Origin of the sequence: Methylobacterium sp. UNC300MFChir4.1 (assembly GCF_900110155.1) — a bacterium.
Lineage (GTDB): Bacteria > Pseudomonadota > Alphaproteobacteria > Rhizobiales > Beijerinckiaceae > Methylobacterium.
On sequence record NZ_FOCS01000031.1, the window covers coordinates 1 to 21,138 of the forward strand.

Here is a 21,138-nt window from a genome sequence, read left to right on the forward strand (position 1 = left end):
CATCTACCGGGCGTTCCGGGATGGATCGTGGCCGATCGGGGCTACTCCAGCCACCGCTTCCGGCAGCACGTCCGAAACGCCGGGGCAAAACCTGCCATCCCGTCCAAGCGCAACGAGGCTCCCGCGCGCTGCCCAGAATGGATCTACACCAACCGCAACATCGTCGAGCGGCTCTGGGCACGGCTAAAGGAATGGCGAGCCGTTGCCACGCGCTACGAAAAGACCGCCGCCAGCTTCAGCGGCGTCCTCTGCCTCGCCGCCGCAATAGATCACCTCAGGTGACGACAGACCCTAGTCCTCGACATCGGCGCGCAGGCCCACACAGCTCTTCACACCGCCTACAGGATCATCGCGCGCGAAGTGCCCGAACTCGCCGTGCACCTGACCACCTATTTCGGCGGGCTCGGCGACAACATCGACGCGGCGCTGTCGCTGCCGGTGGCGGGTCTGCACCTCGATCTCGTCCGGGCTCCGGAACAGCTGGAACCGGCGCTCGCCCGTGCGCGGCCGGACCTCGTCCTGTCGCTGGGAGTCATCGACGGCCGCAACGTCTGGCGGGCGAACCTGCCCGAGCTTCTCGACCGCCTGGAGCCGATCGTCGCGAAGCGCGGAGCCGAGCGTCTGGCTCTCGCGCCCTCCTGCTCTCTCCTGCATGTCCCCTACGACACGCAAGCCGAGACCGACCTCGATCCCGAGTTGAAGGGCTGGTTGTCTTTTGCCGTGCAGAAGATGCACGAACTCGGCGTGCTGCGGAGCGCCCTGGTGGACGGCCGGTCCTCCGTCGCCGACGACCTCAAGGCGTCCGGCGCAGCTGCCTCCGCCCGCGCAACCTCGCCGCGCATCCACGACCCCGCCGTCGCAGGCCGCGCGGAAGACGTGAACGAAACGATGGCCCGCCGTACACGCCCGTTCGAGAAGCGGCGTCCGCTCCAGCGCGAGCGCCTCGGCCTGCCCGCCTACCCGACGACGACCATCGGCTCGTTCCCGCAGACCGCCGAGGTTCGAAAGGCCCGCTCGGCTTATGCCAAGGGCAGCCTCGACGCGGAAGGCTACCGTGCCTTCCTTCAAGAGGAGACCGGACGCGCGGTGCGCTGGCAGGAAGAGATCGGCCTCGACGTGCTCGTCCACGGCGAGTTCGAGCGCAACGACATGGTGCAGTACTTCGGTGAGCAATTGGCCGGCTTTGCCTTCACCAAGCATGGCTGGGTGCAATCCTACGGCTCGCGCTGCGTGCGGCCGCCGATCCTCTACGGCGACGTCTCCCGCCCGCAGCCGATGACCGTGGAATGGTGGCGCTACGCGCAGTCGCTCACCGACCGGCCGATGAAAGGCATGCTCACCGGGCCGGTGACGATCCTGAACTGGTCGTTCGTGCGCGACGACATCCCGCGCTCCGCCGCATGCCGGCAGATCGCCCTGGCGATCCGCGACGAGGTCGTCGACCTGGAACGCGCCGGCGCGCGGATCATCCAGATCGATGAGGCCGCCCTCCGCGAGGGCCTGCCCCTGCGCAAGGCGGACTGGGCGGGCTACCTCGCCTGGGCGATCGAGAGCTTCCGCATCGCCGCCTCGGGCGTGCACGACGCGACCCAGATCCACACCCACATGTGCTACTCGGAGTTCAACGACATCATCGGCGCCATCGGCGACATGGACGCCGACGTGATCTCGATCGAGACCTCGCGCTCGCGCATGGAGTTGCTCGGCGCCTTCACGCGCTACCGCTACCCAAACGAGATCGGCCCCGGCGTCTACGACATCCACTCTCCGCGGGTGCCTGAGACGGCCGAGATGGTCGACCTGCTCCGCCGGGCGCGGGAGCGACTGGAACCGGACCAGATCTGGGTGAACCCGGATTGCGGCCTCAAAACCCGTGGCTGGGCCGAGGTGAAGCCGGCCCTCGTCAACATGGTCGCGGCAGCCCAGACCTTGCGGGACTCTGCCCGATGACGCGAGGGGGAGCGGGTGGCGCGAACACCCGCTTCCCTTGAACGAACGCGGCCCCGGATCGACCGGGGCCGCTCTCCCAGCGACGAAGCGTCGGTCCCGATGTCCTCACATGATCCCGGCGTAGCCTTCACGGTCGCCGTCGTTTCTTGCCCCCGTCATCCCGAACTCTTCCGCTGGCGGATCGTCTCGCCGGACGGTCCGCTGGATCTCGTTGGATATGCCTACGCCACCCGTTGGATGGCCGAGCGCGCCGGCTTCGTCGCCCTGCAATGCCACCTCGCCCGGGAACGCGAGCGAGAGGGCGCATCGCAATCTCGGTTCTCCGACCGTCAGCCACCCGCATAAGGGGCATGGAGGCTCCGGGTCTCGTCCACCGCCAGCGGCCGGCCGACGAAGGGAAAGGCACGCTGCACGCAGGCCTCGCGTTCGCAGACCTTGCAGCCCGCACCGATCGGCGTCGCGGCGTTGGGGTCCGAGAGATCGAGCCCTTTGGCGTAGACCAGCCTGTCGGCGTGGCGCAGGTCGCAGCCCAGCGCCATGGCGAAGGTTTTTCGCGGGGCGCCGTAGCCCGGCGTGCCGTGCTCCACGGTGCGGGCGACCCAGAGGTAGGCGCGCCCGTCCGGCATCCGCGCGATCTGCGTGAGGACCCGGCCTGGCTGCGCGAAGGCCTCGTAGACGTTCCAGAAGGGACAGGTGCCGCCGCCCCGCGAGAAATGGAAGTCGGTTGCCGATTGCCGCTTGGAGATGTTGCCGGCGCGGTCCACTCGGATGAGGAAGAACGGTACGCCCCGCGCCTCCGGCCGCTGGAGCGAACTGAGGCGATGGCAGATCGCCTCGTAGCCGACGCCGAACCGCTCGGAGAGACACTCGATGTCGTATCCAAGCTTTTCGGCCGCGGCCAGGAACGGTCGGTAGGGCATGATCAGCGCCCCCGCCACGTAGTTGGCTAGCCCGATCCGCGCCAGGCGGTGGGTCTCGCCGCCTCCGGCGCTGCGGGCGAGCGCGTCGATCGGTCCGTCGAGTTCGATCAGCGCGAGCTGCGTCGCCATCTGGAAGGCACGTTGGCCGGGGGAAAGCCGGCGCAGCAGGTGCAGCGAGCGCTCGGCCTCGTTCCAGACGCGCAGCGGCCCCTCGTCCGCCATCGCGATCCGGATGCCGTGACGCCCGGCGAGGTACCGGGCGAGGCCGGTTTCCGTTTCGCTGATCCCGAGACGGGCCTCACCGAACAACCGCTCGGCGTGCGTGTCGAGCGCATCGAAGTAGTTGTGATGGGCGTAGAAGAAGTCGCGGACTGCCTCGAAGGCCGCGGGCTGGTCCGACACGCCTTCACCGGAGCGCAGGCCGAGATGCGCCACCAGGGCCTCGGCCCGGTCCGTTTCGCCGCGGAGACGGCGGTGCAGAATCGTCAAGGCGCGGGCGATGCCGGGCATGTTGGCGACGAGATCGCGGATCTCGGTCGCGGAACTCGCCTCGCCGACCTGCGGATCGGACAGGATCTCGCGCAGTTCGGCGAACAGCCGCGCCTCGTCCCCCTCCGAGAACAGTTGCACGTCGACCCCGAAGGCCGCGTTGATGCGCAGCAGCACCGGCACCGTGAGCGGGCGCTGGTTCTTCTCGATCTGGTTGAGATAGCTCGCCGACAGATCGAGGGCGGCGGCCAGGGCCGCCTGTGTCATTCCCCTCTCCTCGCGCAGGCGCCGTAGCCGTCCGCCGACGAAGACCTTTTTCACGCGTCACCTTCGCAAACTTCGCAGAACCAGCCTGAAACCGAGACGGATCTTCGCTAATTCAGGCCTTCAAGCTACTGATGAAAGTATGCTTTTCACCTAGCCGGCCTCCAGCGCAAGGGGCTTCGCAAGGCGAGGAGAATATGACCGTGTCGACTTTCCGAGATCTCGTCCCGGCGGCCGCCGAGGACCGCTACCGGGGCATCGAGCGTCCCTATTCCCCCGCCGAGGTGGAGCGCCTGCGCGGCTCCGTGCGGATCCGGCACACCCTCGCCGAGGAAGGTGCGAACCGGCTGTGGCAACTCCTGAAGGACGAGCCCTTCGTGAACGCGCTCGGCGCCGTCACCGGCAACCAAGCCATGCAGATGGTTCGGGCCGGCCTCAAGGCGATCTATCTCTCCGGCTGGCAGGTCGCGGCGGATGCCAACACCGCCAGTGCCATGTATCCCGACCAGAGCCTCTACCCTGCCAATGCCGGGCCGGAACTCGCCCGCCGGATCAACCGCACCTTCCAGCGCGCCGACCAGATCGAACATGCGGAAGGCGCGCGCAGCGTCGAGACGTGGTTCGCGCCGATCGTCGCCGATGCCGAGGCCGGGTTCGGCGGCCCGCTCAACGCCTTCGAGATCATGAAGGCCTATATCGAGGCCGGCGCGGCGGGCGTGCATTTCGAAGACCAGCTCGCCTCGGAGAAGAAGTGCGGCCATCTCGGCGGAAAGGTGCTGATCCCGACCGCGGCCCACATCCGCAACCTGACCGCCGCGCGGCTCGCCGCCGACGTGATGGGCACGCCGACCCTGGTCATCGCCCGCACCGATGCGGAAGCCGCCCTGCTCCTGACTTCCGACATCGACGAGCGCGACCAGCCCTTCGTGGATTACGAGGCGGGCCGCACCGCCGAGGGTTTCTACCGGGTACGCAACGGCCTGGAGCCCTGCATCGCCCGCGCCGTCGCCTACGCGCCCTACACCGACCTGATCTGGTGCGAGACCTCGAAGCCGAACCTCGACGAAGCCCGCCGCTTCGCGGAAGGGGTGCACCGGGCGCATCCGGACAAGCTGCTCGCCTACAATTGCTCCCCATCGTTCAACTGGAAGAAGAACTTGGACGATGCCACCATCGCCAAGTATCAGCGCGAGCTGGCGGCGATGGGCTACCGTTTTCAATTCATCACTCTGGCCGGCTTCCACCAGCTCAACCACGGCATGTTCGAACTGGCCCGCGGCTACCGTTCGCGGCAGATGGCGGCCTATTCCGAGTTGCAGGAGGCCGAGTTCGCCTCCGAGGCGAACGGCTACACCGCCACGCGCCACCAGCGCGAGGTCGGCACCGGCTACTTCGACGCCGTGTCCCTAGCGATCACCGGCGGCGCCTCCTCCACCACCGCCATGGCGCATTCCACCGAGTCCGCTCAGTTCGAGGACGGCAAGCCTGCCCCCGCGGCGATCGCCGCGGAGTGACGCGCACGGCATGAACCCGTCGCCGCCCGGCCTGTCCGCCGAGCGGTGCCTCCCGCCCATAACCAGGAGCCCGACCATGTCTGAGCCCGATTTCTCGCGCCTGCTCAAGCCTGCCGAATCCGATCAGGATCGTGCTCTGCGCCGGATGGCGGATGCGGTCCATCACCTCAATCTCGCCGTGATCCGCGCCGTCGACGCCGGATTGTCGGTCGAACTGGTGCGGGCCTCCCGGCACCATGACGGCAGCGGCAACTGGGGCGACCAGATGGTGCCGCTGGTGCGCGTGCGGGAGGCACAGGCCGACGTCACCGATCAGGCCGCAGCATGATCCGGCTGACGGACAAGGCAGATGGCCACAGCCTCTACCTCAACCCCGCGGCGATCGAGTCGATCGGCCGCGAGCCTGCGGGGAACGGTCCGGGTGCCGTGATCCGCACGGTGACGAGCGCCCTCTTGACCGTCCTGGAGAAGCCCGAGGTCATCGTGGCGCTCATCGACGACGGATGTAGAGGCTGGCCGGAATCGGACCCGCCTCTGCGAGTACCCTACAGGGGGCGCTGACACCCCCCGCCAGCACGACGATCCCTGCACCAACCGGAGGAGGCTCGCCTTGGTCTCCGGTTCTCGAGAAGGGTCACGAGATGCCCGTACTGCGCGTTCGAACGCATCACTCTGCCGAGCCGCTGGAGCATCACCGCCAGCTCGCCTGGGCGCTGGCGGAGGTCGCCGCCGATCGGGCACCAGTCCCGGCCGAGGCCGTCGCGATAATCGGCGAGCGTATCATCGACAACGCCGCCCGCGCCGCCGCCGCCCTAGCACGCGGAGCGACAATGAGCGCCCGGGTGCAGGCGGCCCTGCACTCCGCACGGCCCGGCGCGACTGTCTATGGCTTGTCGATCCATAGGCGGGTCTCGCCGGACTGGGCCGCTTGGGCCAACGGCATCGCCGTGCGCGACGCCCGCGGTCACGATAGCGCCGTTTCGGGCGGCGACGCGCAGCCGCTCGACAGCATCGGGCCGATCCTGGCAGTGGCCCAGCATTGCGATCGCAGCGGCACCGACCTCATCCGCGGCATCGCAGCGGCGGCCGAGGTGCAGACCGCCCTGGCGCGCGGGATCGGCGCGAACGAGCACGGCCTCGACACGGCCATACATCTCGCGCCGGCGGTGGCGGCCGGCATCGGCGCATTGCTCGCGCTTCCGGTCGACACCATCGACCGGGCGATTCGGGCGGCGCTCGACGTCACCGCAACACGACCGCCGCCGAGAAGGGATCTCTCCTGGTGGCGGGCGTCGGCGCCGGCCTTTGCCGGCAAGGCCGCGATCGAGGCAGTCGATCGGGCCATGCGCGGTGCGCCCACGCCGGCACCGGCCTACGAGGGTGAAGATGGCATCTTCGCCTGGATGCTGCGAGGCGAGGCCGCCGAGTACGAAATACGTCTTCCCGCCAGAGGTGCCCCGCGCACGGCGATCCGCGACGGCAGTCCGGCTGCGCGAACGCTCCGGCGGCCGGACGACGCCTTCCGCGCGCGCTGCGCTGATGTCGTCCCAGATTTCGAGCAGGACCGCTTCCTCAACACGGTCCATCGGCTGCCGCGGCTCTCGGCCAACGACCTGTTCGGTCTGACCTTCTCCGTTCCGCCCGGGTCGCTCCCCGCTCCCCGCCGCGTCGGACTCTTCGAAGGGCGAACCGGAACCCCGCCGCTCCCGACGCGCCCCGCTCCCGCCCTCCGCCTCGTCGAACCCACCTGAAGGAAACGCCCGTGCAGACAGTCACCGCGATTCGCGCCGCCCCGAAGAAGTCCGTCGCCTTGTCCGGCGTCCAGGCGGGCAACACCGCCCTGTGCTCTGTCGGCCGGTCGGGCAACGACCTGCATTATCGCGGCTACGACATCCGCGACCTCGCCCGCGACTGCACCTTCGAGGAGATCGCCCACCTCCTAATCCACGGGAGCCTGCCGAACACCGTTCAGCTCGCCGCCTATCGGCGTCGGTTGCAGGGCTATCGCGGACTGCCCGCCATCGTCCGCACCACCCTGGAGGCACTACCCGCGGCGGCCCATCCGATGGACGTGCTGCGCAGCGGCGTCTCGGCGCTGGGCTGCGTCCTGCCGGAGGCACCAGAGCAAACCGCTGCCGGCGTCCGGGAGATCGGGGACCGACTGCTCGCCTCCCTCGGCTCGATGCTGCTCTACTGGCATCATTACACGCGGCACGGGCGCCGGATCGAGGTCGAGACCGACGACGAGTCTATCGGGGCGCATTTCCTGCACCTCCTGCACGGCCGGGCACCGAGCGAGATCGAGCGCCGCGCCATGCACGTCTCGCTGATCCTCTACGCCGAGCACGAGTTCAACGCCTCGACCTTCACCGCCCGGTCGATCGCCGGAACGGGCGCCGACCTCTATTCCGCGATCACCGGCGCGATCGGCGCCCTGCGCGGCCCCAAGCATGGCGGCGCCAACGAGATCGCCCTCGACAGCCTCAAGCGCTATGCCGACCCGGACGAAGCGGAAGCCGACATCCGCCGCCGGATCGAGGCGAAGGAGGTGGTGATGGGCTTCGGCCATCCTGTCTACACCGTGGCCGACCCGCGCAACGCCATCATTCACGACGTGGCCCGCACGCTGGCGCTGGACTCGGGCGAGGGCGAGTTGCTGGCAATCGCGGAGCGCGTCGAAGCGGTCATGGGCGAGAGCAAGAAGATGTTCGCCAACATCGACTGGTACAGCGGCGTCGCCTACCACCTGCTCGGCATCCCGACACCGCTTTTCACGCCGCTCTTCGTCATGGCCCGCACCTCGGGCTGGTGCGCGCACGTGATCGAACAGCGGGCGGACAAGAAAATCATCCGGCCCTCCGCCAACTACGTCGGACCGGAGAACCGCCCGTTCGTGCCGCTGGCTGCCCGCGCCGCGTCCATTGTCGCTCTGTCGCAGGTCGTCTGAGGCCGCAGGCCGAAACGATACCTCCTGTCAACGCGGATCCCGCAGCGTTGCGGGGTCTGCGCCGTTCGTGTGCGAGCACTCCGCTCCGCACTATCCAAGAAAGCGAGAGACGTTGCGTCGATGTCTTACGGTGGCTCCCCTGAGCGTTTCTGGCCCGCGAGCCTGATCTGGTGGCCGGTCAGCGCCCGGACGGTGTGCGTCTGGCCGGCCCGCCTGCCGCGCCCCTGCAACAGCAACCACCGCCCGTTCGTCGCGCGGCTCCTGCGGACCCGGGTGCGGATCGTTACGTGGGTCGCCGGAGGGGTGCCGTCGATCTCGTGTTCAACCGGGGTCACCGACCTCACTCGCGCAATCGCAGAGCCTGCTTGCGGCCATTGGCCGGGTAGGCCAAAGACTCGACCGGTCTGTCGCCCAGGAGATGCTCGCGGATGATGGCGTCGATACCGGCCTCGTTGACGCCGCCATAGACCGTTCCCTCCGGCCAGACCTGCACGACAGGCGCGAGGCTGCACGGGCCGAGACAGCTCGTCGTCGCGCTCATCATCCCTGATCCCGCAGTGCGCAGGCTTTGACCTTCCTGTTCGTTGCGCAGGTGCCCCCAGATTGCCGCGGCGCCGGCCTCGTTGCACGGGCCGCCCTGGCAGACGAGGACGCGGCGGTGAGCAGCCGCGACCACCGATCCAGTGGTGGCCGGGTGCTCGGCGGGCATGAACGGCTTTTCCCGGCCGGCCGTCTCCACGAGGTCGGAAACCAGATCCGTCAGGCGTTCGCTGGCATTGGGGCCCGGGCCGATCCGGATCGCCGGCCCCTCCGTATCCCATTCCAGCTGCCACCGGGCGAGCGTGCGCCCGATCCAGGCCCGGAAGCTCGCTTCCATCGGGAACAGGAGCGGAACGAGGCGGATCTCGCGGAAGGGTCGGCGCCGCAGGTTCGCGACCACCTCTCGCAGGGCCGGCTGCCCCTGCTCGGTGAAGGCGTAGGTCGCAAGCGCGATCTCGTGAAGGCCGGAGACTTGCCCGGCCAAGCGCTCCATCTCCGCCCGCGGTGCCGCCGCGATCGCGCTGCGCGCCACGAGCACCACGGCGATGCCGCCGGCCTCAATCCCAGGCAAGGGCGCCCCCGCTCTGGTACTCGATCACCCGCGTCTCGAAAAAGTTCTTTTCCTTCTTCAAGTCCATCGCCTCGGACATCCAGGGAAACGGGTTCTCGGTCTCGGGGAAGACCGCCTTCAGGCCGAGCTGGGCGCAGCGCCGGTTGGCGATGAAGCGCATGTACTGTTCGCAGAGAGCCGCGTTCAGGCCGAGAAAGCCGCGAGGCATGGTGTCCTGCCCGTAGGCAGCCTCCAATTCCGCCGCCTCGGACAGCATGCCCCGGATCTCGTCCTGGAAAGCGGGCGTCCAGAGATGCGGGTTCTCGGCCCTGATCTGGTTGATGACGTCGATGCCGAAATTGAGGTGCAGGCTCTCGTCGCGCAGGATATACTGATACTGCTCGGCGATACCGATCATCTTGTTGCGCCGCCCAAGCGACAGGATTTGCGCGAAGCCGGTGTAGAACCACATCCCCTCGAACACGACATAGAACGCCACGAGATCGCGCAGGAAGGCTTGATCGGCCTCCGGCGTACCGGTTTTGAACGACGGGTCGTCGAGGTGCTGGGTGTATTTGAGCGCCCAGGCCGCCTTGGCGGTGATCGAGGGCACCTCGCGGTACATGTTGAACAATTCGCCCTCTTCGAGGCCGAGGCTCTCGACTATGTACTGGAAGGTATGGGTGTGTACCGCCTCCTCGAAAGCCTGCCGAAGCAGATATTGCCGGCATTCGGGATTGGTCAGGTGGCGGTAGATCGCCAACACGATGTTGTTGGCTACCAGCGATTCCGAGGCGGCGAAGAAGCCGAGGTTGCGCTTGATCGCCCGGCGCTCGTCGGCGCTCAGGCCGTCGCGGGAATGCCACAGGGCGATATCGGCCTGCATCCCGACTTCGGTCGGCATCCAGTGGTTGTTGCAGGCGGCGAGATACTTCTCCCAGGCCCAACGGTACTTGAGCGGCAGGAGTTGGTTCACGTCGGCGCGGGCGTTGATCATCGCCTTGTCGTCGACGCGAACGCGACCGCGATCGGCGGGAATGGCGCCGAGCCCCGTCCCATCCGAGGGAAGCGGGGCGGGAGGCGTGAGGGGGGCGGGAGCGGAGGGCGTGGTCCAGTCGAGCATGGCGGATCCGGGATAGCGGGAGCGAAGGGAACCCGGAGGCGTGGCGCCTCCGGGAAGGACGGTCACTGGCAGGCTTCGCAGGTCGGATCGTCGAGGCTGCACGAGGCGGCCGGCGCCGCCACCGCGACGGCATTGAGCCGCCCGTCGGTGCCGCGCAGGGTCGATTTTTCGACTGCGGTCGCCCCGCGCGAGCGCAGGTAGTAGGTGGTCTTCAGGCCGCGCTCCCAGGCGAGCCGGTAGAGGGCATCGAGCTTCCGGCCCGAGGGCTCGGCCATGTAGAGGTTGAGCGACTGCGCCTGATCGATCCACTTCTGGCGGCGGGCGGCCGCCTCGATCAGCCAGGCACTGTCGATCTCGAAGGCGGTGGCATAGAGCGCCTTGAGGTCGTCGGGCACCCGGTCGATCTGCCCGAGGCTGCCGTCGAAGTATTTCAGGTCGGAGACCATGACGGCGTCCCAGAGGCCGCGGGCCTTGAGGTCGCGCACCAGGGCGGCGTTCACAACCGTGAAGTCGCCGGACATGTTCGATTTGACGAAAAGGTTCTGGTAGGCGGGCTCGATCGACTGCGCGACGCCGCAGATGTTCGAGATCGTCGCTGTCGGTGCGATGGCGAGCACGTTCGAATTGCGCATGCCGGTGGTGCGGACGCGCTCTCGCAGGCTCTCCCAGTCGAGGCGCGCGGAGCGGTCAAGGGTCAGGCCGCCACGAGCCTCCGCCAGGATCTCCACCGAGTCGATCGGAAGCACGCCCCGGCTCCACAGCGAGCCATCGAAGGAAGGGTAGCGCCCGCGCTCGGCGGCGAGATCGCAGGAGGCGGAGATCGCGTGGAAACTGACCGCCTCCATGCTCGCATCGGCGAAGGCCACCGCCTCGTCGGTCGCCACCGGCAGGCGCAAGGTGTGGAGCGCATCTTGGTAGCCCATGATGCCGAGGCCGACCGGCCGGTGGCGTAGGTTCGAGCGCCGGGCCTGCGGTATCGTGTAGAAGTTGATGTCGATGACGTTGTCGAGCATCCGCATCGCCGTGGCGATGGTTCGCTGCAGGCGGGCGTGGTCGAGCCCCTCCGGCGTGACATGGGCGGCGAGGTTCACCGAACCGAGGTTGCAGACGGCGACCTCGTCGTCCGACGTGTTCAGGGTGATCTCGGTGCAGAGGTTCGAGGAATGCACCATTCCGGCATGGCCCTGCGGCGAGCGCAGGTTGCAGGGGTCCTTGAAGGTGATCCACGGGTGGCCGGTCTCGAACAGCATGGTCAGCATGCGCCGCCACAGGTCGACGGCCCGTACCTGTTTGAACACCTTGACGCCGCCCGCCGCGGCCCGCGCCTCGTGCGACTCGTAAGCCGCCTTGAAGGCCGGGCCGGTGAGATCGTGCAGGTCCGGCACCTCGTCCGGCGAAAACAGCGTCCAACTGCCGTCCTCGGCGACGCGCTGCATGAACAGGTCAGGCACCCAGTGCGCGGTGTTCATGTCATGGGTGCGCCGCCTATCATCGCCGGTGTTCTTGCGCAGGTCGAGGAAGGCGTCGATGTCGACGTGCCATGTCTCGAGATAGGCGCAGACCGCACCCTTGCGCTTGCCACCCTGGTTGACAGCGACCGCCGTGTCGTTGGCGACCTTCAGGAAAGGCACGACACCCTGGCTCTCGCCATTGGTGCCTTTGATATGCGAGCCCAGCCCGCGCACCCGCGTCCAGTCGTTGCCCAGGCCGCCCGAATATTTTGCGAGTAGCGCGTTGTCGCGCACTGCGCCGAAGATGCCTTCCAATTCGTCCGGCACCGTGGTGAGGAAGCAGGAGGAGAGCTGTGGGCGGGTGGTGCCGGCGTTGAAAAGTGTCGGCGTCGAGGCCATGAAGTCGAACGACGAGAGCAGGTCGTAGAATTCGATCGCCCGCGCCTCCCGGTCGACCTCGCGCAGGGCGAGCCCCATGGCGACGCGCATGAAGAAGGCCTGCGGCAGCTCAAAGCGCACCCCGCCGGTCTGAAGGAAATAGCGGTCGTATAGGGTCTGGAGGCCGAGATACTCGAACTGCCCATCCCGCTGAGGGCGCAGAGCGGCGGCGAGCCGGCTCGTGTCGAAGCGCAGCAGTTCCGGATCCATTAGGCCGGCCTCCACGGCCCGCGAAAGGTAGGCCGGAAAGTACTCGGCGTAGAGCGTCTGCATCTCGGCGCTGCTCGCCGCAGCAGGGCAAGCGAAGATGTAGCTCAGGGCCTCGCCGCGCAGCCGGTCGAGGAGCAGGCGCGCGCTGACCTTGGCGTAGTTCGGCTCCTGCTCCACCAGGGTCCGCGCCGCCATGATGCCGGCCAGCGCCACTTCGTCGGCGGTGATTCCGTCGTAGAGATTGCGCAGGGTCTCGGCGAGGATCGGCCCGGGAGCGACTCCGTCGAGACCGGCGCAGGCTTCCGCCATCAGCGCCGCCAGGCGAGCGGCATCGAGCGGCGCGAGGCTGCCGTCGGGAGCGCGCACCTGCAACGTCTGCGCGGGGGCCTGCGCGCCTGCCTCGGCTGCCTTCTCCCGGCGGGCCTGGGCGCGAGCCTCGCGGTAGAGGACGTAGGCGCGAGCGACCTTGTGGTGCCCTTCGCGCATCAACGCGAGTTCCACCGCGTCCTGGATATCCTCGATGTGCAAGGCGCGCTCCGCCTCGGCCCGGCGGGTCAGGGTGGCGACGACGCTGTCGGACAGACGCGCGACCACATCGTGGACCCGGCGGGAGGCGGCTGCGCCGGAGCCCTCTACAGCCAGAAAGGCCTTGGTCACGGCCACGGCGATCTTTGCGGGATCGAAGGGCGAGACGCCGCCGTTGCGGCGGATCACCCTGAAGGGAGGCTCGGCGGTCGCGGATGTCCGCTCCGCAGCAAGACCTGGTAGCTGCCCCAAGGCAACGGGCGGATCTATATGAAGGGAAGACACGTGCAAAACCCCAATGATTGGGGGCCGCGTGCCGAAGGAGCGCCTGCGCGATGCGACGCCGACGGGCGTACACCGACCATGCGACCCACCGGGACACCCCGCCCGAGAGACGTTCGTCGATCGAGGCAGGTCTCCTGGCTCGCGGGTCGTCGCCCCTGCCTGGCCTTCCCGACGCGAACGCCAGTGACCGTCTTCGGCAGAAGCTCGCCGCTCACAGTTGCGGGGGCAGCTCCGGCGTCACCCCAGCGGGCTCACCGGATTCCCTCTTAGCCCCCGACCGAAACGACCGGGGGAACCTCGAACGCTAGGGATTGTATGGAGATGCGCCACAAACTCAAGATGCTGTGTTCACGTCCTGTGGATGACGGGGAGCAGAAAAGTTCGCGCTTGCGTTCCAGTCGCGGCACCAGAGGCGGCCGCCCTCCGTGATCGCCGCGCCCACTGCGCGCCCCACCGCTTCGCCGATGGGCGTGTGGAGGCCGGCGAACCGCTCCGCTTCACCGCGAGCCGGTGCGGCCGCGACGATGCAGTCCGTGCCCGTCCCCGAGACGACATGGCCGTCCGAAAGATGGCCGAGGTCGAGCAGCGCCACCGTCCGTGCCTGCGTCGCGATCGAGATTGTCTCGACCAGGGCGGCCTCCGACAAGGTGCTGGAGACGTGGACGAGGACGTTGATCGTCCCGATCCGCGATGGCATCGCCGATCGCGGCACGCCCACCCGTCCTCCGTTCGAGAGGCCGACCGTCGCAAGACATGTCGCGGTGATTCCCTCCACCTCTGCCTGGGCGAAGTGATGATGCCGCACGTCGCGGGAGGTCATCAGCGCGATGGCATCGACGAGGCCGGCCTCTGCCATCCTCCGGTCAAGGAAGGCGAAGGGATCGACGGTAGGCGGAAGGTCGGCGTTGCGGACTTCCAGCCACGCGACCGTCCGGCCTGTCCGGAAGCCGGGCTTGGTCATGGCCCAACTCAGCATCGCTTGCGGCTCTTCGAAGGCAGCGACAAGGAAGGGGCGGTCGAAGGTGACATGGAACGGGAGCGTCATGGCGTCGTCGATCCTGTCGTCCCGCAGGTGCGATGTCATCCTTGCGGATGAGGGTGCGCAACCGAAGTTGCCTCTCGTTTCAAGCGTGTCGCTTAAGACACATTCCACCGGCATGCGAATCCACGCATTGATTGGCGGATCAACTCATCTGTCAAAAACTTGATGGTTTCCTTCGGGCAGCAAAATGGAAACGCGGTGAGGTGCCGGGTTTCGATCCTGGCGCGATGCCGCGGCTGCCCCCGCAACTGTAAGCGGACAGGCTTCTCGTCATCACGTTACTGGGCCTGCGCCGGGGAAGACGACGAGCAGACGGCGACCCGCGAGCCAGGAGACCCGCCGTCAGTCGTAGTCGCACGCGAAGCGCGCTGGGCGGGGTGTTCCGGCGGGTGTCGAGTCGCAGCGTATCCTGCGAGGAGGCGGTCTGCCCGGCCTCGTTCGCGGTGACGTGCCACTGCCTGCGCGCCCGCGTCTTTAGACCTGCACATTTTTCTTCGTCGCACGCGCGACACCGGGCCTTCGGGCTCGTCCGGTCGCCTCGCGCCGGAACTCCGAGAGCCGATGTATCGTCGCAATGGAGCGGGTCGCGGTGATCGAGACGCGACCGATGCCGCCGTTCCACGCGCCTGCCATGCGACGGATCCCGAGCCGGGTCTACAACTTGTTCGACAAGGTCTACGCCGTCAGCGGCGACGCCGTGAACGGGATCGGCAACAAGTGGCAGCTCGGACGCCCGCTCTCCGCCGAGGTAACCTACACCGTGGCGTAGTGAGGCTGAGGGCGTCGACTGCGCCTCGTCATTGGCCGGGACCGACCCAGAGGACGGCGTCGGCCCCCGGCTCGGGTGTTCGGCGCGCGAAGCGCACACCGAACACCTGGTCGAGGACGGGCGATCCGGCGACGTCTTCAGCCGGACCGTCGAGGACGATCCGGCCGCGCTCCATGAGGACGAGCCGGCCGCAATCGCGGGCCGCGCGATCGAGATCGTGCAGGATGACGACCACGGTGTGGTCGCGCGCATAGGCGGACAGACGCCGCATCAGGTCGATGCTGTGCCGGATGTCGAGGGCGGCGCCCGGCTCGTCAGCCAGGACTACGTCCGGCTGGGCGATCAGGATCGCGGCAAGCAGCGTTCGCGCCCGTTCGCCTCCCGAGAGGCGCGACCACGGCCGGTCGGCGAGCGCCGTGAGTTCGTGCTCGGCCAGCGACGCCGGAAGCCCGGCCCCCGCCCCTGGCCGACGGCTTGCCCCAAGCTCGACGACCTCCCGCACCGTGTAGTCCCAGGCCGGCTGGAAGGATTGCGGCAGGTAGCCGATGCGACGGCCGCGCTCCGCGGCGCCCATCCCGGAGACCGCATGCCCGTCGAGGGCGATCCGGCCCGACGACACGTCCCTCAGCCCGGCGAGGCTGCGCAGCAGGGTCGATTTGCCCGCGCCGTTGGGGCCGATCAGCCCGACGAGGTGCCCCGGTTCGAGGGTCAGCGAGACCGCGTCGAGGAGCCGGAGCCCTCGCTCCGACACGGTGACGGACTCGGCCACGAGACGGCTCAAAGGCGCATCCGCCGTCGCAGGAGGATCAAGAAGAACGGACCGCCGGCCGCTGCCGTGATCAGGCCGAGGGGGATTTCGGCGGGAGGCAGCAGAGACCGGGCGAGCCCGTCGCCCAAGGTCACCACGATGGCGCCCACGACCGCCGAGACCGCCAGCAGTCGGCGGTGGCGGGGGCCGACCATCCAGCGAGCGACATGCGGCGCGACCAGCCCGATGAAAGCGACTAGGCCGCCATAGGCCACCGCCAACGCCACCACCGCCGCGCCGACGAGCACCGCTCGGTGGAGGAAGCGCTGCGCATCGAGGCCGAAAGCGCGGGCCTGCTCTTCGCCTAGGCCGAGCAGGTCGAGGCCGCCGGCGAGGGGCAGGCTCAGCGCCAGGGCTCCGGCCGAAAGGGCAACCATTAGCGCGAGGCTCGGCCAGGTTGGGGTCTGGATGCCGCCGAGCGTCCAGCTCAGCACGACCTGAAGGCTCACGCTCTCGTCGGAAAGGGCCAGCATTAGGAACGAGCGCACCGCCCCGAGCATTGCCGCCACCGCGACGCCGGCGAGCAGCAGCCCCGCCGCATCCGCGGTCGCGGCACCGCGGGCGACGGAGAGCACCAGAACCGTCGCGCCCCAGGCGCCGGCGAAGGAGAGGCCGGCGAGCGCCGGCGCGGAGGGAATGCCGAGGGGAACCAGCAAGGCGATGGTCGCGCCGATCGCCGCGCCGCCGGCCGAGCCGAGCAGGTAGGGTTCGGCCAGTGGATTGCGGAACACGCCCTGGAAGATCGCGCCGCCGAGGCCCAGCATCGCCCCGACGCAGGCGGAGGCCAGGACGCGCGGCAGGCGCCACTCGCGAAGGAGGCGGCTGCGCAGGTCGTCGCCTCCGGCGAACGCATGAAGAAGGTCGGCCGGGCCGGCCCAGTCGTGCCCGGCGCTCATCCCGAAGGCCAGGGCGAGGACGAGGAGCGGAAGAAGACGAAGTGCGAGCCTCACGGCCGGCGCCCGGTCGCGGGATGGAGAAGGGCCGCGAGGCGCTCGATGCCATCCACGGTGCGCGGCCCCGGTATGAGGAACTCGGCGCGGGGCACGACGAAGGCCCGTCCTTCCTGCACGGCTCTCATCTCGCGGAAGCCCGGACGCGCGGTCAGTTCCCGCAACTCGTCCATGCGGCCTGCCAGAAGCAGGACGTCGGGATCGGCGGCGAGCAGCGCCTCTGGCGAGACCTGCGCGAGATCTCCGCGACCGGTCAGCGCCGGGCAGCCGCCGGCCCGTGCCAGCGCGTCGGCGGTGTAGGTGTTCGGCCGGGCGATCAACAACAGGCCGTTGCCGAGCCGCCCGGTGACGAGAACGATCCGCGGACATCGCCTGGCGCTCACGGCGGCGGCGACACGGGCGAGACGCGCCTCCAGCGCATCGGCGACCTGCCGACCTAGCTCCGCCTCGCCCATGGCACGGCCGACGAGGAGAATGTTGCCAAGCACCTCTTCGACGCTGCGGCTGGTGAGCACCAGGACCGGCACGCCGAGCCGTTCCATCGGCGCGACGAGTTGATACGCCGCCTGGCGGGCGGGTGTCACCAGCACCAAGTCGGGCGCCTGCGCCACCACCGCGTCTACCGAGAAGCCGAGGCGTCCACCGACCACCGGCTTCGTCGCCGCATCCGCCGGATAGCGGGTGAAGGCGTCGATTCCGACTATTCGATCGGTGAGGCCGAGTGCCGCCACCAGTTCGGTGTTCGAGGAGAAGATCGTGACGATGCGCCGGGGCGGCTCGGGCAGAACCACTGCCCGGCCGAGGGCGTCGATCAAGTGGACCGGCGCGGCCGACAGCGGGGCTCCCGCGATGCAGAGGGAGACTAGACCTCCGATCGCGGCGCGCATCTCAGAACCGAACCTGGAAGCCGACCTGTACATCGCGGCCCGGCGCCGAGGTGCCGCCGCTTCCGTTGTAGAAGCGCAGGTCGGCGAGCGCCGTCCCGGCCCCGGCCGTGGCGATGAACAGCGGGTGGTAGTTCACGTCGAAGAGGTTGCGCACCTGTACGAACAGCTTCGCGCCGGGCAGCACCTCGACCTCGCTACGCACGTTTACCAGGAAGAATGGGTCCTTGCGCCAGATGTATTCCCGGTAAGGCTCGGCCGCCGGTACAAGCAGGTTCTCCTCGGTATTGTACCACACCGGCCCATTGAGCACCCCTTGGAGTTGGACCGTCCACGGATAGGGCACGTCCGACTGCCCGAAGCGCGTGCCCAGCGCGAGCTGGTAGAGATAGACCCGCTCCACCCGATGGGTGTTGGCCGAGGTGACCGAGAGTGAGCCCTCATCCTTCATGTCGAAATTGTAGTTGCCGTTGACATACGCTTTCCAGCGCCAGACGCCCGGCTCCCAGGCGAGCATGCGCAGCATGTCTGTCTCGTACTGCACCTCGATGCCGCGCACGACCACGTCGCCGGGATTGTTGATGTAGTCGGAGGTGTTGACGTTGCCCGGTCGCGCGCGGGTGATGATCCGGTTCGAGATGATGTTCTGGAACAGGGCGACGTCGAGGCGTGAGAAGGAATTGGTCAGCGTCATGCCGACCTCGATCTGCTCGCTCGTCTCCGGCCGGATGTTGGAATTGCCGAAGACGCGCCCGCCACCCAGCGTGTTGAAGTCGGCGGCGAGTTCGGTCGCCGTCGGTGCTCGGAATCCCGAGGAGGCGCCGACGCGGAAGGCCGCCCAGTCGGTGGCCTTGAAGGTCGCGCCCACCGAATAGGTGGTCGCCTCGTAGGGCCGCGAGCCGTTCACCTGTCCGGTGAGGTAGGGCGTAGGATCGAATCTCGTCGTTCCGAAGGTTTGGCGCACGCCGCCCCGCAGAATCACGCGGTCATCGAACAGGCGCTGCGTGTCCTCCAGGTAGAGGGCGTGGAACTGGTCGGTTTGGTTGTTGTCCTGGGGCGAGACCTGCGCCAGCGGATTGCCCGGCACGCCGACCCGGAAGCGGTCGGAGCGCAGCTGGCTCGTCTCCCAGTCCCAGCCGAGCAGCAGGTCGTTTCCGGCGAACAGGGTGAACCGGGGCTGGAAGCGGGTGCCGGTGATGTCGAGGTAGCGGGTGTTGAAGTCGGCTGCCGTGCCACGAACCGGAAGGCCGGTCCCCCCACGCTGGACCGGCGAGGCCCATTTGAAACGGTCTTCGTCGTTGACGCGGTAGAATTGCGCGAACAGGCTCATACGGCCGTCGTCCGAGCGTCCGGTGTAGCTCGCGTCGAACGAGCCGTTGACGCGGTCGTCCTTGCTGTAAAGGTTGCCACCGGAGCCGCGGAAGCCAACGCCATAGATCCCGTCGCTGCGCAACGTAAAATCGAAGCGGTTGTTCGGGTCGATCTGCAGGCCGAGGCCGCCCGTGATGCCCATGCGGCTCCACTGCGTGTTAGCCATGCGACCGCCGCCAGAACCGGCATAATAGTCGTCGCGCTGGGCACCGGAAACGCCGAGATAGTAATCGAACGGGCCGGCGACGCCGCCGGTCTGCGCCCATCCGTCGGCGAGCCCCCAATTGCCGCCGATGCCCTGGACAAGGGTGCCGGGGGCCGTCCGCCCGGTCTTGAGGATGATGTTGATCACGCCGCCGATGTTCTGGCTGCCGTAGATCACCGAGGAGGGCCCGCGGATGATCTCGATACGCTCGACATCGGCGATAGACAGCTTCGAGAGGTTGGCCGTCCCGGCTCGCCGGCCGTTCATCAGGACGAGGACCTGGCTCTTGAAATCCTTGCCCTGGCCGTCCGTGGCGCCGCCGCGGATGTTGATCGAGGTCTGGCCGGGCGTCCATTCCGAAAAGAAGCCGACGGCGTAGTCCTCCAAAACGCCGGTGATCGACTTGGCGGTCGAGTTCTCGATCATCGACCGGTCGATGACCTGCACCGTCCCGGCAATCTCCGAGCGCGGCTCGGGACGGCCGGTGGCGGTGACGACGAGCTGGTCCAGGCTAACTTCGGCGTTGTCCTGGGCCGCAGCGATGGTCGAGAAAGCACTCCCACAGGCGATCGAGACAACGACGGGCAGCAAGCGGCGGGGCATCACGAGTCGTGTCTCCAAACGAGAAGGGCCGAGGCGCGGGGGACAGAAAGTCGAAGGCCGCCGTCGACGGGGACGGCCTGCGCGGCAAGATGGTCGTGAATCTCGGGGCGACGCGGATCGTCGGGCGGCCAGTGCAAGCGGTCGGCGAGGTAGGCCGACAGGCGTGCGAGATCGGGAGTGACCACGCTGAAGGTCCAGTCCGCCCGGGCGGCGATGGCGGGGCGGTCGCGCGGCGGCAGGCCGCGCAGCACGATCTCGACGCCAGGTGTCTCGTCCTCGTCGTGCCAAGTGCGGGGCAAGCAACCGGCGAGACAGAGGCCGCGCGGTCCGTTCTGAGCCGGTACGACCCAGACGACGCTGCGCCGGGCCCAGTACCGACACCGCGCGAGGAATTCCGCCGCGTCAGTCAGAGGCGCCGGCATGTTCGCAGCGAGCACCGTATCCGCGCATGCCGGCGGAAGATCAGCCCGCCTCCAATCCGCTTCAATCAGCCGTGGCGGAGGGATGAGGGTGCGAAGCCGCTGCTGCATCGCGGCGGCGGGCTCCACCGCGATCCATGACGCGCTGGGATTTCTGATAGCTTGCCCGAGCTGACCGCCTCCTGCGCCGATATCGAGCAGATCCCCGATCCGCGACACCGCCGCCCTCAGCAAGAGAGCGAGCTTGGCGACGTAATCGGACCCGTCGATCCCGGCTGCGTACAGTTCAAGGGGATCAAGGCGCGCCTCCTCGGGCGAAGGGGCGGCGGCCGCGTTCAACTTCCGTATTGGGCTCAACGGTCCTTCCCCGAACCTTGGGGAGGGAGCCGCACACGGACGCAATGCGGAGACAGCATTTCGCTGCCCACATGCGACCCGTCAGGACACCCCGCCCGCGAGACATGTCGTGGTCAGGGCAGGTCTCCTGGCTCGCGGGTCGCGGCCATCCGTCTGGTCTTCCCGGTGAAACCTCACCAGTGACGCCGATCGACGGATAGCTCGCCGCTGACAGTTGCGGGGGCAGCTCCGGCATGAGCGCCGAAGCGCCGCACCGGATTCCCTCTTAGCTCGCCACCTTGTGATGGCGAGAACCTTGACCATTCGCCACAAGCCTGGGCGCAGCACCGTTGTCAATGACGCGTTTGCAACGTGACGGAATAGATTTGCACGATCGCGGAGAATTTCGGCAGGGTAACGACGCGCTTTCCCGGTCAAGATATAGATCCGCGTCGCGCCGAATTATGCGCAGAAATCGCTACCTGATACCGACAGGCACCAAGTCGATGACTGCGCAAACCGCGCAGAACGCCGGAGACGAGGTC

Annotated in this window: 17 protein-coding genes, 1 pseudogene and 3 riboswitches; of the genes and pseudogenes, 8 read left to right on the forward strand and 10 right to left on the reverse strand. The window is 68.1% G+C overall.

Translation table 11 applies throughout. The annotated features are described in order from the left end of the window. Together BMY19_RS26700 and metE are read left to right on the forward strand one after the other, a co-directional pair. Window positions 1–282 (forward strand): transposase (locus BMY19_RS26700; protein WP_139215710.1); only part of this gene is annotated, 282 nt, incomplete at its 5' end. A 9-nt stretch (window positions 283–291) separates the two neighbouring features. Next, window positions 292–1,950, forward strand: a pseudogene (metE, locus tag BMY19_RS26705) (5-methyltetrahydropteroyltriglutamate--homocysteine S-methyltransferase); the annotation flags it as partial. Between the two features lie 329 nt (window positions 1,951–2,279). Here the strand turns inward: metE and BMY19_RS26710 are convergent. Then, window positions 2,280–3,680 carry a short-chain fatty acyl-CoA regulator family protein gene (locus BMY19_RS26710; RefSeq protein ID WP_100253481.1) on the reverse strand — a complete coding sequence of 467 codons (1,401 nt, stop codon included), beginning with the start codon at window positions 3,678–3,680 and terminating at the stop codon, window positions 2,280–2,282. A gap of 146 nt (window positions 3,681–3,826) precedes the next feature. Here BMY19_RS26710 and aceA point away from each other — a divergent pair, with 146 nt between their 5' ends. From aceA to prpC, 5 genes are all read left to right on the forward strand, one after another. Further along, window positions 3,827–5,137, forward strand: coding sequence for an isocitrate lyase (gene aceA / locus BMY19_RS26715; protein WP_100253512.1), 1,311 nt, complete (start codon window positions 3,827–3,829; stop codon window positions 5,135–5,137). A 76-nt stretch (window positions 5,138–5,213) separates the two neighbouring features. Then, window positions 5,214–5,465 carry a hypothetical protein gene (locus BMY19_RS26720; RefSeq protein WP_100253482.1) on the forward strand — a complete coding sequence of 84 codons (252 nt, stop codon included), beginning with the start codon at window positions 5,214–5,216 and terminating at the stop codon, window positions 5,463–5,465. Beyond that, window positions 5,462–5,698, forward strand: a complete 237-nt coding sequence (locus BMY19_RS26725) for a hypothetical protein (protein ID WP_100253483.1) — start codon at window positions 5,462–5,464, stop codon at window positions 5,696–5,698. Before BMY19_RS26720 ends, BMY19_RS26725 begins: the two co-directional genes overlap by 4 nt. 80 nt (window positions 5,699–5,778) lie before the next feature. After that, window positions 5,779–6,888 (forward strand): MmgE/PrpD family protein, encoded by a 1,110-nt coding sequence (locus tag BMY19_RS26730; protein ID WP_100253484.1) that lies wholly within the window; start codon window positions 5,779–5,781, stop codon window positions 6,886–6,888. 11 nt (window positions 6,889–6,899) lie between these two features. After that, on the forward strand, window positions 6,900–8,084 hold the full coding sequence (gene prpC, locus BMY19_RS26735) for a bifunctional 2-methylcitrate synthase/citrate synthase (RefSeq protein WP_100253485.1): 1,185 nt from the start codon (window positions 6,900–6,902) through the stop codon (window positions 8,082–8,084). A 340-nt stretch (window positions 8,085–8,424) separates the two neighbouring features. On the opposite strand, the gene BMY19_RS26745 is transcribed toward prpC, so the two are convergent. The 4 genes from BMY19_RS26745 to BMY19_RS26760 all read right to left on the reverse strand — a co-directional run bounded on the left by BMY19_RS26745 (window position 8,425) and on the right by BMY19_RS26760 (window position 14,251). Then, complete coding sequence (locus tag BMY19_RS26745; protein ID WP_244535024.1) at window positions 8,425–9,195, reverse strand: (2Fe-2S) ferredoxin domain-containing protein; 771 nt, start codon at window positions 9,193–9,195, stop codon at window positions 8,425–8,427. Beyond that, window positions 9,182–10,297, reverse strand: coding sequence for a ribonucleotide-diphosphate reductase subunit beta (locus BMY19_RS26750; RefSeq protein ID WP_100253487.1), 1,116 nt, complete (start codon window positions 10,295–10,297; stop codon window positions 9,182–9,184). The genes BMY19_RS26745 and BMY19_RS26750 overlap by 14 nt, the downstream gene beginning before the upstream one ends. Window positions 10,298–10,359: 62 nt before the next feature. Further along, complete coding sequence (locus BMY19_RS26755; protein WP_244535025.1) at window positions 10,360–13,173, reverse strand: ribonucleoside-diphosphate reductase subunit alpha; 2,814 nt, start codon at window positions 13,171–13,173, stop codon at window positions 10,360–10,362. 139 nt (window positions 13,174–13,312) lie between these two features. After that, window positions 13,313–13,521: riboswitch (cobalamin riboswitch) on the reverse strand. 19 nt (window positions 13,522–13,540) lie between these two features. Next, window positions 13,541–14,251, reverse strand: a complete 711-nt coding sequence (locus tag BMY19_RS26760; RefSeq protein ID WP_100253515.1) for an adenosylcobinamide amidohydrolase — start codon at window positions 14,249–14,251, stop codon at window positions 13,541–13,543. Window positions 14,252–14,397: 146 nt separating this feature from the next. Beyond that, a riboswitch (cobalamin riboswitch) is annotated at window positions 14,398–14,607 on the forward strand. A gap of 230 nt (window positions 14,608–14,837) precedes the next feature. On the opposite strand from BMY19_RS26760, the gene BMY19_RS26765 reads away from it, so the two are divergent. Then, window positions 14,838–15,017: a hypothetical protein gene (locus BMY19_RS26765; protein WP_139215711.1), complete on the forward strand. Its 180-nt coding sequence runs from the start codon at window positions 14,838–14,840 to the stop codon at window positions 15,015–15,017. A gap of 28 nt (window positions 15,018–15,045) precedes the next feature. Here BMY19_RS26765 and BMY19_RS26770 read toward each other — a convergent pair whose 3' ends face one another. The 5 genes from BMY19_RS26770 to BMY19_RS26790 are packed head-to-tail and all read right to left on the reverse strand — an operon-like array spanning window position 15,046 to window position 20,596. Beyond that, complete coding sequence (locus BMY19_RS26770) at window positions 15,046–15,798, reverse strand: ABC transporter ATP-binding protein (RefSeq protein WP_100253489.1); 753 nt, start codon at window positions 15,796–15,798, stop codon at window positions 15,046–15,048. Next, entirely contained in the window at window positions 15,795–16,775 is a 981-nt protein-coding gene (locus BMY19_RS26775) for a FecCD family ABC transporter permease (RefSeq protein ID WP_100253490.1), read from the reverse strand. The genes BMY19_RS26770 and BMY19_RS26775 overlap by 4 nt, the downstream gene beginning before the upstream one ends. Continuing rightward, window positions 16,772–17,662 (reverse strand): ABC transporter substrate-binding protein, encoded by an 891-nt coding sequence (locus tag BMY19_RS26780; RefSeq protein WP_100253491.1) that lies wholly within the window; start codon window positions 17,660–17,662, stop codon window positions 16,772–16,774. Before BMY19_RS26780 ends, BMY19_RS26775 begins: the two co-directional genes overlap by 4 nt. Before the next feature lies 1 nt (window position 17,663). Then, window positions 17,664–19,838: a TonB-dependent receptor gene (locus tag BMY19_RS26785; protein WP_100253492.1), complete on the reverse strand. Its 2,175-nt coding sequence runs from the start codon at window positions 19,836–19,838 to the stop codon at window positions 17,664–17,666. Beyond that, window positions 19,838–20,596, reverse strand: a complete 759-nt coding sequence (locus tag BMY19_RS26790; RefSeq protein ID WP_100253493.1) for a methyltransferase domain-containing protein — start codon at window positions 20,594–20,596, stop codon at window positions 19,838–19,840. The genes BMY19_RS26785 and BMY19_RS26790 overlap by 1 nt, the downstream gene beginning before the upstream one ends. 117 nt (window positions 20,597–20,713) lie before the next feature. Continuing rightward, window positions 20,714–20,927: riboswitch (cobalamin riboswitch) on the reverse strand. Window positions 20,928–21,138 lie beyond the last annotated feature (211 nt).

What these genes read in the sequence shown, in the direction of transcription:
- BMY19_RS26780 (WP_100253491.1), bottom strand. Translation starts at nt 17,662, where the DNA reads ATGCGCGCCGCGATCGGAGGTCTAGTCTCCCTCTGCATCGCGGGAGCC.
- BMY19_RS26760 (WP_100253515.1), bottom strand. Translation starts at nt 14,251, where the DNA reads ATGACGCTCCCGTTCCATGTCACCTTCGACCGCCCCTTCCTTGTCGCT.
- BMY19_RS26720 (WP_100253482.1), top strand. Translation starts at nt 5,214, where the DNA reads ATGTCTGAGCCCGATTTCTCGCGCCTGCTCAAGCCTGCCGAATCCGAT.
- BMY19_RS26725 (WP_100253483.1), top strand. Translation starts at nt 5,462, where the DNA reads ATGATCCGGCTGACGGACAAGGCAGATGGCCACAGCCTCTACCTCAAC.
- BMY19_RS26785 (WP_100253492.1), bottom strand. Translation starts at nt 19,838, where the DNA reads ATGCCCCGCCGCTTGCTGCCCGTCGTTGTCTCGATCGCCTGTGGGAGT.
- BMY19_RS26730 (WP_100253484.1), top strand. Translation starts at nt 5,779, where the DNA reads ATGCCCGTACTGCGCGTTCGAACGCATCACTCTGCCGAGCCGCTGGAG.
- BMY19_RS26750 (WP_100253487.1), bottom strand. Translation starts at nt 10,297, where the DNA reads ATGCTCGACTGGACCACGCCCTCCGCTCCCGCCCCCCTCACGCCTCCC.